Here is a 12,386-nt window from a genome sequence, read left to right as displayed (position 1 = left end):
AGGCGACGACAGCCACTGCCATCAGGCGAAGGCGTCGACCCCGGTCAGCTCGGCTGACCACGTCCAGAGTCGCTCCGCCTCGTCCGCGTCGATCGCCCAGTCCTTGACGCCTGTGTAGACCTGGTCCTCCGTCCAGGGCGCCGCGATGTCGACGTCCTCGAGGTAGAGCCCTCCCCTGTCGTCGAGCTGTCGCGAGGTCGCGGCCCACACCTGCGTCGCGGCACCAGCCTCCGGCGACTTGAACCGGGGATCGATCAGGTTGCCCTGCTCGTCGAGGTAGCCGGCCTCGACCTGCTCAGCCATCGACATGTGGCGGACGAGCCCGGTGAGGATGGCGCCCGGATGCACCGCGAACGCACGCACGCCGAAGTCGCGGCCCAACGCGTCGAGCTGCACCGCGAACAGCGAGTTCGCGGTCTTGGACTGCCCGTACGCGAGCCACTTGTCATAGCCCTGCTCGAAATGCGGATCGTCCCAACGGATCGGCGAGAAGTGGTGCCCGCGCGAGCTCACCGAGACGACGCGCGCACCTCCCGGCTCGATCGCCGGCCAGAGGCGGTTGACGAGCGCGAAGTGACCGAGGTGGTTGGTCGCGAGCTGGGACTCCCAGCCCGGGCCCACCCGAGTCTCCGGGGCGGCCATGATCCCGGCACTGTCGACCACGATGTCGAGCGTGCGGTGGGTTGCCAGGAAGCGCTCGGCGAACGTTCGTACGCTCTCGAGGTCGCCCAGGTCGAGCGCGTCGACCTCCACGCGTTCACGTCCGGCGAGCTGCTCGCGGGCGGTCTCGACCCGGCGCGACGGCACGATGACCTCGGCGCCCGCATCGACGAGCGCGCGGGTCGTCTCGATCCCGATGCCGGAGTAGCCCCCGGTCACGAGGGCGAGCCGGCCCGTCAGGTCGACGCCCTTGAGCACGTCTGTGGTCGTCGTGGTGGCGTCGAAGCCGGACGGTAGGGGTCGCTGCAGGGTGGTCGAGGTCGTCATGTCCTCGACGCTAGGCGCTGGAGCGCGCTCCAACGCAAGCCGGCGAAAAGTCCTGTCGACAAGCTCAAGGACGACACGTCCTTGAGCTTGTCGAGGGAGGTCAGGCCTCGAGGATCGCGACGACGCCCTGACCGCCTGCGGCGCAGATCGAGATCAGGCCACGGCCCGAGCCCTTCTCGTGCAGCAGCTTGGCGAGGTTGGCGACGATGCGCCCACCGGTCGCGGCGAAGGGGTGAGCTGTCGCGAGCGACGAGCCCTTGACGTTGAGCTTGCTGCGGTCGATCGAGCCGAGCGGCGCGTCGAGGCCGAGGCGCTCCTTGCAGAAGATCGGGTCCTCCCACGCGGCGAGCGTCGTGAGGACCTGGCTCGCGAATGCCTCGTGGATCTCGTAGAAGTCGAAGTCCTGCAGCGTGAGGCCCTGACGGGCGAGCATGCGCGGCACGGCGTAGACCGGAGCCATCAGCAGGCCCTCGGCGCCCGACACGTAGTCAACAGCTGCGGTCTCGTAGTCGACGAAGTAGGCCAGCGGGGTCCAGCCGTGCTTCTCAGCCTCGTCCTCCGACGCGAGCAGCACCGTCGAGGCACCGTCGGACAACGGCGTCGAGTTGGCAGCGGTCATCGTGGCGCCCTCGCCCTTGCCGAACACCGGCTTGAGCTTGGCGAGCTTCTCGAGCGACGAGTCCGGTCGCAGGTTGTTGTCCTTGGTGACGCCGAGGAACGGCGTGATCAAGTCGTCCTGCCAGCCCTCGTCGTAGGACGTGGCGAGGTTGTGGTGTGATGCGACAGCGAGCTCGTCCTGAGCCTCGCGGGTGATGCCCCACTCCTTGGTCGTGATGGCCTGGCTGTCACCCATTGACAGACCCGTGCGCGGCTCGGAGTTGCGCGGCTGGTCGGGCGCCAGGTAGGCCGGGCGGATCTTGGCGAGCGCGGCGAGGCGGCCCTTGTTGTCCTTGGCCCGGTTGGCCTCGAGCAGGATCTTGCGGAGCTTGTCGCCGATGGCGAGCGGGGCGTCCGACGTGGTGTCGGCGCCGCCGGCGATGCCGGACTCGATCTTGCCGAGCGCGATCTTGTTGGCGACCAGAACAGCCGCCTGAATGCCGGTGTCGCACGCCTGCTGCACGTCGTACGCGGGGGTGTCGGGCGACAGCTTGGAGCCGAGCACGGTCTCGCGGGCGAGGTTGAAGTCGCGGCTGTGCTTGAGGACGGCGCCGGCGGCGAACTCGCCGACCCGCTCACCCTCGAGGCCGAAGCGCTCGACAAGACCGTCGAGGGCCGCGGTGAGCATGTCCTGGTTGGAGGCGTTGGTGTAGACGGTGTTGGAGCGCGCGAACGGGATGCGGTTGCCGCCGATGACGGCGACGCGGCGCACGGTCTGGGCTCCGGCGGCGGCAGAGGCGACGCTCGACACGGTCTCCGCGGCCTTGGTCGCGGCCGTCTTCTTCGCGGGTGCCTTCTTGGCCGGCGTCTTCTTGGCCGGGGCCTTCTTGGCTGGTGTCGTGTCCGCCATGGCGGTCTCCTCGATCTTCGTGAACGATGGTTCTGGAACGTGATGAGCGCCGCATCCACGCTGGTGGACGGGGCTGTTTCATGAGGTTACAGTTTCAGGAGCATTCCAGATACCAATGGTATCCGAGAGATAGGACACACCCAAGTCATGGCCGACCGCTATCAGTCCCTTGCTCACAACCCGATCGGCAAGTTCATCGTCAAGAACCTGGGTCTGCCCAATCCCCCGGTGCTCGAGCGCTGGTCCGAGGGCTCTCCGCTCGTCAAGGGCACCGTCCTGATCGGCGCCGCTCCCGGCAGCCGGCTGGGCAAGAAGCTCGCCGCGACGCTGAAGTCGAGCGGCATCACGTCGGTAGGCGTACGCGCCGACAGCAAGACGTACAAGGGCCTCGTGTTCGATGCGACCGGCATCAGCGACACCGCAGGTCTCGCCGACATGCAGCAGTTCTTCACCCCGGCCCTTCGCAGTCTCGCCGGCTCCGGCCGGCTCGTCGTGATCGGCACGCTCCCCGAGCAGGCCGGGTCCGAGACCGCAGCGATCGCGCAGCGCGCCCTCGAAGGATTCGTACGCTCCGCTGGCAAGGAGATCGGGGGCAACGGCAGCACGGCCAACCTCGTCTACGTCGGCAACGGCGCCGAGGACGCGCTCGGATCGACGCTGGAGTTCCTGCTCTCCTCCAAGTCGGCCTTCGTCGACGGCCAGGTCATCCGCCTCGGGCTCACCGAGCTCGTCGACGCCGACCCGGTCGCCGATCCCACCAAGCCGCTGGCCGGCAAGGTCGCGCTGATCACCGGCGCCTCGCGCGGACTCGGCGAGGCCATGGCCCGTACGCTGCACCGCGACGGCGCCCAGATCGTCGGACTCGACGTGCCGCAGCTCTCGGCCGAGCTGGACGCCGTCATGGCCGAGCTCGGCGGCACCGCGATCGCCGAGGACATCACGGCTCCTGAGGCGCCCAAGGTCATCGCCGACGCCCTCAAGAAGGCGCACGGCGGCGTCGACATCGTCGTGCACAACGCCGGCATCACCCGCGACAAGCGGCTCAAGAACATGAAGACCGAGAACTGGAACCTCGTCATCGACATCAGCGTGGGCGCACCGCAGCGCATCACCGCGGAGCTGCTCGAGCGCAAGCTCATCCGCCCCGGTGGACGCGTCATCGGCATCTCGTCGATCGCCGGCATCGCGGGCAACAACGGCCAGACGAGCTACGGCACGGCCAAGGCCGGCGTCATCGGGTTCGTCAACGACCTGTCCAAGCGGGTCGCCAAGGACGGCATCACGGTCAACGCGATCGCTCCCGGGTTCATCGAGACCGACATGGTCAAGACCATGCCGCTCGGCATCCGCGAGGCCGGTCGCCGGCTCAGCTCGCTGTCCCAAGGCGGCCAGCCGATCGACGTCGCCGAGGCCATCGCCTGGTACGCCAACCCGGGATCGTCCGCGATCTCCGGCAACGTGGTCCGGGTCTGCGGCCAGGCACTGATCGGAGCCTGACGTGGCCACCCGTACGTTCGACAAGGCGCCCTCGACCGCGCCCCTGATGCTCAAGGCGGTGCTGCCCGCGATCCCCGTGATCGGCGGCCTTCCCGGCATCAAGCACGCCAAAGGTTCCGTGCCCGACATCGTGCTGGAGCGCAAGGGGGTCGTGACCGACCTCAAGCACCTCGAGGCCTACAACGAGGTCTGCGGGTTCCCGCGCGGCGACCACCTGCCGGCGACCTACCCGCACATGGCCGCGTTCGGGCTGCACATGGCCCTGATGACCGACACGGCGTTCCCGTTCGCGCCGATGGGCCTGGTGCACCTGCGCAACACGATCCGTCAGCACCGCCCGCTCGCTGTCACCGAGTCCTTCGACGTCTCCGTCCGTGCTGCCGACCTGCGACCGCACCCCAAGGGTTCCCTCGTCGATCTCATCACCGAGATCTCGGTCGAAGGTGAGCTCGTCTGGGACGAGGTCACGACGCTGTTCTCCCGCCACAAGGGCGGTTCGGCCGAGACCTCGCCCGCTCCCCTGGCGGGTGTCAACGCACCCGACGGTGTCGTGCACTGGAAGCTCGCCGGCGACCTCGGCCGTCGCTACGGCTCGGTGTCAGGTGATCGCAACCCGATCCACCTCTACCCACTGACCGCCAAGGCGTTCGGCTTCCCGACGAACATCGCCCATGGCATGTGGACCCTGGCGCGAAGCCTGTCGGCGCTGCAGAACAAGCTGCCCGACGCGTTCTCGGTCGATGTGGAGTTCCGCAAGCCGATCCTGCTGCCTGGCACCGTCGTGTTCGGGTCGCGGGCCCAGGGCACCGACCTGGAGTTCGGCGTCAAGGGCGCCAAGAAGCCGGTGACTCACCTGGTTGGAAGGGTTGTTACCGAAGCGTAACTCCGATTTACTCTGTGTCGTTGATCACGGCAACGACATTGGGAGTCCTTCGTGCACGCTCGTACCTCGGTTCATCGCCTGCTGGCCATCGTCGGGCTCACGCTCGGGTTGATTGGCGCCTCGCTCGCGCTCACCACCACGGCGGCCACGGCCGCGACGACCTGGACGCCGCGGGCCGAGCAGTATCCCAAGACGGTCACCGAGCGGGACGTCGCGATCCCGATGTCCGACGGCACGATCCTTCGGGGCGACGTCATCCGCCCGGCCGGCGCCGACGGCAAGGCGATCGCCAAGCGATTCCCGGTCATCGTGACCATCACGGCGTACAACAAGACCGTGATCGCCTCGGCGGGCGGATTCCTCGGCGGCGGCGCGGACTACCTGGTCAAGCGCGGCTATGTGCAGCTCACCGTCGACGCTCGCGGCACCGGCAGCTCCGAAGGCATCTGGAGGGCCTTCGACGCCCGGGAGAACAAGGACGGCGGCGAGATCATGACGTGGGCGCACTCGTCGGCGCGCCCGTGGAGCAACGGCATCACGGGCATGACCGGCCCGTCCTACATGGGCATCAGCCAGCTGTGGGCGGCCGCTGCGCAGCCACCGGGCCTCAAGGCGATCTTCCCGCAGGTCCCGGGCGCCGACGTCTATCGCGACGTCGTCGCCTCCGGTGGCCAGCTCGACGTCGGCTTCATCCCGCTGTGGCTGGGCCTCGTCACCTCCACCGGCCTGGTCCCGCCGGCGGTGCTGGCGAGCAGCCCCGACTCGGCGATCAAGGAGCTCCTCGACCACCTCACGGGTGCCGGTACGTTCACGGTCCCCCTGCTGCTCAGCGCGTTCCTCGGCGGCGAGCCGGCGTACGACGGAGCGTTCTACAAGGAGCGCTCGGCGATCAACGTGATCGACAAGGTCAAGGTGCCGGCGTTCTTCGTGTCCGGCGAGTACGACCTGTTCCAGCGCGGCACGCCGCTGCTGTTCGAGAACCTCAACAAGCGCGGCATCCCGGCCAAGATGATCGTCGGCCCGTGGGACCACCTGCAGGCGTCGAGCGGTGCCGACATCGGCAAGGCCGGCTACGGCTCGCTGGGTGAGCTCCAGCTCCGCTGGTTCGACCGCTACCTCAAGGGCCGCAGCGACCCGACGCTCAACAGCGACATCGCCAACCTCACGTACTACGAGCAGGGCACGGGCGCCTGGCGCAAGAGCACGAAGTGGATCGGTCCCTCGCTGACCGGCGCCAAGCTCAAGCTCTCCGGCACGTCGGCGCCGCTCGGCGCCCCCGGCGGACTCACGTCCGGCACCACCACGGCCGGCACGTCTAGCATCCTGCCGATCCCAGCGGCCGGGCTCTGCACGCGCTCGGCCAACCAGTGGACCGCCGGCGTGCCCAATCTGCTGCTCCCGCAGCTGCCCTGCTTCTCCGACAACCAGCTCAACGACAAGGCCGGCGCGGTGTTCTCGACCAAGGCGTTGACGCAGTCGATCACGCTCCAGGGCCCCATCAACGCGCACCTGTATGCCTCGAGCGTCGGCGGCGACGGCATGCTGTCGGTGGCCCTCGAGGACGAGGCGCCCGACGGCACCGTCAAGCGACTGACCGGCGGCTGGCAGGTCATCTCCCATCGCGCGCTCGACACGAGCCGGTCGCGCTACCTCGACGGCGTGCTGATCCAGCCGTTCCACCCCTTCACCAAGGCTGCGCAGAAGAAGCTGGCACCCGGCGAGGTGGCGCCGATCGACGTCGAGATCTTTCCCACGCGGGCGAAGATCAAGCCCGGTCACAAGCTGCGGATCGCGGTGCAGGCGTTCGACGTCCCGCACCTCCTGCCGACGCTGCCGGACCTGCTCGGGACCCTGACGGTGCTCAAGATCCACAACTCGTCGACCTACCCGTCGACGATCAACTTCCCGAGCGTCGGGACGCTGCCGACCGTCAAGTGACCCCGGTCAGCCCCGCGGGGTGACCCGGCGGATGAGGCCTTCCTGGGCGACGGTCGCGACGAGCGTGCCGTCCTCGGTGAAGACCCGTGCGGTGCTCAGCCCCCGGGCGCCCGACGCGGACGGAGACGTCTGGTCGTACAGGAGCCACTGGTCGGCGGCGATCGGCCGGTGGAACCAGATCACGTGGTCGAGCGACGCGGCCTGGACATCGGGCGCTCCGATGAACGTGCTGTGCGGCACGAGGCTGGCGCCCAGCAGGCTCAGGTCGCTGATGTAGGTGAATGCCGCGTTGTGGACGATCCGGGAGTCCGGGAGCGTGCCATCGGCACGGAACCAGAGGCGCTGCACGACCGGCACGAGCCGCCGCTGCGGGTCGTCCTCGGCCCGGTTGTCGCCGATGTAGCGCATGTCGAACGACGACCACTCGCGGTTCCAGAACTCTGCGGCCTCCGAGCCGCGGCCGCCGATGACGTCGGTCAGGGGCATGGACTCGTCCGGCGACGGGACGTCGGGCATCGCGTCCTGGTGGTCCCAGCCGTCCTCGACCACCTGGAACGACGCGGTCATGTAGAAGATGATCTCGCCGTGCTGACGGGCCGCGACGCGCCTCGTGGTGAACGAGCCACCGTCGCGGACGTTCTCGACGTCGTAGACGATCGGGATGCTCGGGTCGCCGCCGAGGATGAAGTAGAGGTGCAGCGAGTGCACGTGGCGTTCCTCGGGCACGGTCAGCTGCGCCGCCATGAGCGCCTGCGCCGCGACCTGGCCGCCGAACACCCGCGGCAGCTCGGACGCCTCGGGCTGCGAGCCTCGGTAGAGACCCACCTCCAGCTGTTCGAGGTTGAGGAGGCCGACGACGTCTTCGAGGGATGCAGGCACGACCTCACCCTATCGGGGGCGGATGCTGATCGACGCGTACGGACCGCAGCGCCGGAGCCACCCGTCGGCCATAGGTGACTCGCCTCACGAGGACCTCGAAAGGGCCCCGCTGCCCCGCTCGGCGCATGCGGTCGGCGACGACCACGGTCGAGAGCCAGGTGATCGACGCCAGCAGCGCCGTGCCGGCGACGCTGAGCGAGCCGGACAGGTCGAGCAGGAACGGCGTGAAGGCCACGGTCCAGACCACCGACTGCGAGAGATAGGACGTCATGGAGCGTTGTCCGGTCGCGGCGATCGCCGTGGCGATGGGGCCGGGCGTGCCGAGCCGCGCGGCGAGCAACGTGATCGCGGCGGCGTAGCCGAACCCGCCCAGCACCCCGGACGCGTCGTGCCACGGGCCGATCACCTCGAGGGTCGCGTGGCTCGGCACGTCCGTGACCCCGGCGAGCATGAGCGCCACCGGCTGGGCGCCGAGGACGGCGACCGTGATCCCGACGATCGCCGTCACGGTCAGGAGCCGCCGGTGCAGCTCCGGCCGCTCCAGGACGCGGCGACGGCCGGCCCACAGTCCCACCAGGAAGGGGCAGGCGAAGCCGATCGGACCGAGCAGCATGATGAACGGTTGAACCACGATCCGGTCGGCGAACATCGTCAGCAGGTCCGGCGGCAGCATCGACGGGTCGGGCGGATCGGTGACGATCGACATGGAGTCACCCGACGGGAGCAGGCCGAGCGCGAAGATGACTGCCGCGACCCCCAGCAGCCAGCCGTCCTTCCACCTCACGGCCCACGCGCCCAGCAGGAGGAGCACGCCGTACGCCGCGAGGATGTCGCCGACGTACAGGAGCATCGCGTGCAGGAAGCCGACGACGATCAGGAACACCGCGCGCCGCCACAGCAGATGACGGACGCCCTTGGCGCCGAGCGCCGCCTGCCGGCGGACGATCATCGCCACGCCGTAGCCGAACAGCAGGCCGAACATCGGGAACGCGCGACCGTCGACGAACGTCGCGATGCACCAGGTCACGGCCGAGTCGAGCGTGGACCCGTCCATCGGGAAGCCGCCGCGCACTGAATCGCCGCTGAGGAAGTAGTGCGAGTTGGCCAGCGCGATGAACAGCAGCATGAGCCCCCGGGCGAGGTCAGGACCCAACGCCCGCTCTGCCGTGGCGAGCGGACCCCGGTTGTCGCTCAGCGGAGTGGTGGACACGCACCGAACGTACGGTCGTACCGGCAGCCGGCACATCGTCCGAAGGTCGGCGTGTGACCGCTACTTTCGGTGTCAGCCCTGGTCGTTCTTGCGCTGACGCGCCAGGAACTGCTCGAACTGGTCGGCGAGCTCGTCGCCGCTCGGGAGGTCCTCGTCGCTGGCGAGCAGTGACTGGGCGGCACCGCGCGTGAACGCGTCGTACTGCTCCTCGAGACCGCCGAGCAGGCTCTGTCCGCCCTGCTCCTCGATCTGCTGCTCGATCTCCGCGAGAGCGGCCTCCTGGCGGGCCTTGAGCGACGCCACGTCGATGCTGAGGCCCGTGCGATCGACCAGTGCATCGATCAGCGCGAGCGACGCGGTCGGGTAGTCGATCTGCGCGAGGTAGTGCGGCACGTGCACGACGTAGCCGGCGGCGTCGTGGCCCCACTGGCCGAGGCGGTACTCCAGCAGCGACTGCGCCGACGACGGCACCATGACCTGCGCCGACCAGAGGTTCTGGCGGTCGACGAGGTCAGGACGCGTGCCGTGCGCGGTGATCATGGTCGGCCGGGTGTGGGGTACGCCCATGGGCACGGCGCCGAGCCCGAGCGTCAGGGGCACATCGTGCTCCTCGATGAAGCCGTGGACCTCGGCGATGAACTGCTCCCAGTGGAAGTCCGGCTCGGGGCCGGCCAGCAGGAAGTAGGGCATGCCGTTGTCGTCATGCTCGAGGACGACCTGCAGTGTCGGGTCGTCATACTCCGCGTAGTGGTCCTCGCGGAACGCGATCATGGGACGACGCGCTCGGTAGTCGAGCATCGCGTCGATGTCGAACTCGTGGACGACCTCGCCGTGTCCCGACCGCAGCTGCTCGGCGGCCAGGCGCGCGGCTGAACCAGCGCCCAGGAACCCGTCGAGGGCATGGATGAGGATCGGACCGTTGCCCTCACGGGGGGTCTCGTCAGATTCGCGTCGCGGTAGCCATTTCATCGCCATGGTCAACCACTCACCCGTCGGCGCTATTCCGCGACAGCGCGGCGAGCGTGTCGTCGGCGACCGCCTGCGGGGTGAGGCCGAGCCGCTCCAGGATGACGTCGCGCTTGGCGTGGTCGAGGAACTCCTGCTCGACGCCGTGGACGCGAATCGGCACGTCGTGACCCGCATCGCGTACGGCCTGGGTGAACGCCGCGCCGACACCGCCGTGGCGACCGTTGTCCTCGACCGTGACGACGAGGCCGTAGCCGGAGGCCAGCTCGACGAGCGCCGGGTCGATCGGCTTGACCCAACGCGGGTCGACGACGGTCACGCCATGGCCGGCAGCGCGTACGATCTCGGCCGCCTCGGCGCCGAGGTGGCCGAACGAGCCGATCGCAACGACCAGGACGTCCTTGGCGTCGTCGCGCGACAGCACGTCGGTCGTGCCGAGGCGCTCGATCGCCGGGAGGTCCTCGCAGACCCCGCCCTTGGCGAAGCGGACGACCGTGGGCGCGTCGTCGACCTCGACGGCCTCGCGCAACAGCTCACGCAGCTGCGAGCCGTCACGAGGTGCGGCGAGTCGCAGGCGCGGGACGATCTGCAGCAGCGACATGTCCCACATGCCGTTGTGACTGGCTCCGTCGTCGCCCGTCACGCCGGCCCGGTCGAGCACGAACGTCACGCCGCACTGGTGCAGGGCCACGTCGAGCAGGACCTGGTCGAACGCGCGGTTGATGAACGTCGCATAGACCGCGACCACGGGGTGCAAGCCGCCCATCGCGAGCCCGGCGGCGCTGGTGACGGCGTGCTGCTCGGCGATGCCGACGTCGAACACGCGGTCGGGGAACTTGTCGGCAAACGCGTCGAGGCCTACCGGATAGAGCATCGCCGCGGTGATCGCCACGACGTCGGGACGCTCGTCGGCGATGCGGACGATCTCGTCGCGGAAGACGGAGGTCCAGCCTGCGGGTGCGACGTTGACCGCCTCGCCGGTGGCCCGGTCGAACGGGTTGGCCTGGTGCATCTGGTCGTTCTCGTTGGCGACCGCGATGTCGTAGCCCTGGCCCTTGGTCGTCAGCACGTGCACGAGCACCGGGCCGCCGAACTTCTTGGCCTGGGTCAGCGCGCGCTCGACGGCGGGCCGGTCGTGGCCGTCGACGGGGCCGATGTACTTGAGCCCGAGGTCCTCGAACATGCCCTGCGGTGCCAGTGCGTCCTTGACGCCCTTCTTGATCGCGTGCAGCGCCTCGTACGCAGCGGGGCCCACGATGCGCGAGCGGTTGAGCCGCTCCTTGATCGCGCCGAGCGCGGGTTCGTACTTGGGATTGGTGCGGATCTCGGTGAGTCGGTTGGCGAGGCCACCGACGGTCGGCGTGTAGGAGCGGCCGTTGTCGTTGACGATCACGACGAGCCGGCGGTCGTTGTCGGCGGCGATGTTGTTGAGCGCCTCCCAGGCCATGCCGCCGGTCAGCGCGCCGTCACCGATGACGGCGACGACGTGGTCGTCCTTGCCGAGCAGCAGGTTGGCCTTGGCCATGCCGTCGGCGTACGAGAGGCTCGTCGACGCGTGGGAGTTCTCGACCCAGTCGTGCTCGGACTCGGCGCGGCTGGGGTAGCCCGACAGTCCGCCCTCCTTGCGCAGCGTCCCGAACTGCCCGGCGCGGCCGGTCAGCATCTTGTGGACGTACGCCTGGTGGCCGGTGTCCCAGACGACCCGGTCGCGGGGCGAGTCGAACACGCGGTGGATCGCCATGCCGAGCTCGACGACGCCGAGGTTGGGTCCGAGGTGGCCGCCGTTGGAGGCGACGGAGGTGATCAGCAGCTCGCGGATCTCGGTCGCCAACGAGGCCAGGTCGTCGTCGCTCATGCCACGCAGGTCGGAGGGTCCGGTCAGGTTCGCGAGAACGCTCATCGATGTCTCCTCCCCGCTCTCAGCCATAGCGGTCAGTCTATCGACGTGGGCCATCCGCGCCGAGTCGGCGGGCCCTCAGTCACCGGCGCCGAGGTCGCGATAGCGGCCCCGCAGGTGCGCCAGCGCGGCGGCATCGCCGACCGTCACCGATGCGACGACTCCCTCGACGAGCAGGCCCCAGCCGACCTGACGTGGTTCGGACTCGTCGCGGCGTACGCCGATCCAGCCTGCGGTGCCGGTCAGCACCGGGCCCCACTCGCTGTCGGCCCAGTCCCCCAGCGTGAACGGGCCACCCGGCGCAGGGGCCGTGCCGGCGAAGGCATCGGCGAGGAACCGGTGCTCGGCACCCAGCACATTGACCGTCCACGTCGCCGGCTCGGCCTCCCAGAAGTCGGAGTCCGGGTCGATCAGGCCCAGGACCCGGTCCGGCTCCCCCGCCGCGAGCAGCAGCGACGACACGGTCAGCCCACGCCGGTGGGTGCCCTCACCGGTCGCCCACACCGTGACCGGTGCCGGCATCCTCGCGCGTACGCGGCGCAGCTGGTCGCGGTCGCCCTCGGCGGGGACGAAGGGATGGTCCGAGTGGATCGTCACGCCCTCATTGTGCGGCACCGGCCTT

At 69.3% G+C, this 12,386-nt stretch carries 10 protein-coding genes; 3 read left to right on the top strand and 7 right to left on the bottom strand.

Annotated features, from left to right (window positions below; genetic code table 11):
* Window positions 1-21: 21 nt before the first annotated feature.
* Both ASC61_RS16140 and ASC61_RS16135 read right to left on the bottom strand, forming a co-directional pair.
* A complete protein-coding gene (locus ASC61_RS16140) occupies window positions 22-987 on the bottom strand; it encodes an SDR family NAD(P)-dependent oxidoreductase (protein ID WP_056213594.1) in 966 nt (321 codons plus the stop codon).
* Between the two features lie 100 nt (window positions 988-1,087).
* Complete coding sequence (locus tag ASC61_RS16135) at window positions 1,088-2,494, bottom strand: acetyl-CoA C-acetyltransferase (RefSeq protein ID WP_082530721.1); 1,407 nt, start codon at window positions 2,492-2,494, stop codon at window positions 1,088-1,090.
* A gap of 147 nt (window positions 2,495-2,641) precedes the next feature.
* Between ASC61_RS16135 and ASC61_RS16130 the strand changes: the two genes are divergently transcribed.
* From ASC61_RS16130 to ASC61_RS16120, 3 genes are read left to right on the top strand one after another with little or no spacing between them, the layout of a single operon-like run.
* Entirely contained in the window at window positions 2,642-3,991 is a 1,350-nt protein-coding gene (locus ASC61_RS16130; RefSeq protein ID WP_056213592.1) for a 3-oxoacyl-ACP reductase, read from the top strand.
* 1 nt (window position 3,992) lies between these two features.
* Complete coding sequence (locus ASC61_RS16125; RefSeq protein ID WP_157439527.1) at window positions 3,993-4,874, top strand: MaoC family dehydratase; 882 nt, start codon at window positions 3,993-3,995, stop codon at window positions 4,872-4,874.
* A gap of 51 nt (window positions 4,875-4,925) precedes the next feature.
* Window positions 4,926-6,812: a CocE/NonD family hydrolase gene (locus ASC61_RS16120; RefSeq protein WP_056213590.1), complete on the top strand. Its 1,887-nt coding sequence runs from the start codon at window positions 4,926-4,928 to the stop codon at window positions 6,810-6,812.
* Window positions 6,813-6,818: 6 nt separating this feature from the next.
* Here ASC61_RS16120 and ASC61_RS16115 read toward each other — a convergent pair whose 3' ends face one another.
* The 5 genes from ASC61_RS16115 to ASC61_RS16095 form a co-directional block, all read right to left on the bottom strand.
* Window positions 6,819-7,691, bottom strand: a complete 873-nt coding sequence (locus ASC61_RS16115; protein WP_056213589.1) for an acyl-CoA thioesterase — start codon at window positions 7,689-7,691, stop codon at window positions 6,819-6,821.
* 4 nt (window positions 7,692-7,695) lie between these two features.
* The gene (locus tag ASC61_RS16110) at window positions 7,696-8,901 is read right to left on the bottom strand and encodes a DUF418 domain-containing protein (protein WP_235503571.1); all 1,206 of its coding nucleotides are present in this window, start codon (window positions 8,899-8,901) and stop codon (window positions 7,696-7,698) included.
* Between the two features lie 72 nt (window positions 8,902-8,973).
* Entirely contained in the window at window positions 8,974-9,870 is an 897-nt protein-coding gene (locus tag ASC61_RS16105; RefSeq protein WP_056213587.1) for a proteasome assembly chaperone family protein, read from the bottom strand.
* A gap of 16 nt (window positions 9,871-9,886) precedes the next feature.
* Window positions 9,887-11,767, bottom strand: a complete 1,881-nt coding sequence (gene dxs / locus ASC61_RS16100; RefSeq protein WP_056213586.1) for a 1-deoxy-D-xylulose-5-phosphate synthase — start codon at window positions 11,765-11,767, stop codon at window positions 9,887-9,889.
* A 75-nt stretch (window positions 11,768-11,842) separates the two neighbouring features.
* Window positions 11,843-12,361: a flavin reductase family protein gene (locus tag ASC61_RS16095; RefSeq protein ID WP_056213583.1), complete on the bottom strand. Its 519-nt coding sequence runs from the start codon at window positions 12,359-12,361 to the stop codon at window positions 11,843-11,845.
* Window positions 12,362-12,386: the final 25 nt, after the last annotated feature.

It is taken from the genome of Aeromicrobium sp. Root344 (assembly GCF_001425755.1).
Taxonomy (GTDB): Bacteria; Actinomycetota; Actinomycetes; order Propionibacteriales; family Nocardioidaceae; genus Aeromicrobium.
The sequence above is the reverse complement of the archived record's forward strand: the minus strand, read 5'-3'. Positions and strand labels throughout refer to the sequence as shown.

What these genes read in the sequence shown, in the direction of transcription:
- dxs (WP_056213586.1), bottom strand. Translation starts at nt 11,767, where the DNA reads ATGAGCGTTCTCGCGAACCTGACCGGACCCTCCGACCTGCGTGGCATG.
- ASC61_RS16130 (WP_056213592.1), top strand. Translation starts at nt 2,642, where the DNA reads ATGGCCGACCGCTATCAGTCCCTTGCTCACAACCCGATCGGCAAGTTC.
- ASC61_RS16140 (WP_056213594.1), bottom strand. Translation starts at nt 987, where the DNA reads ATGACGACCTCGACCACCCTGCAGCGACCCCTACCGTCCGGCTTCGAC.
- ASC61_RS16135 (WP_082530721.1), bottom strand. Translation starts at nt 2,494, where the DNA reads ATGGCGGACACGACACCAGCCAAGAAGGCCCCGGCCAAGAAGACGCCG.
- ASC61_RS16105 (WP_056213587.1), bottom strand. Translation starts at nt 9,870, where the DNA reads ATGAAATGGCTACCGCGACGCGAATCTGACGAGACCCCCCGTGAGGGC.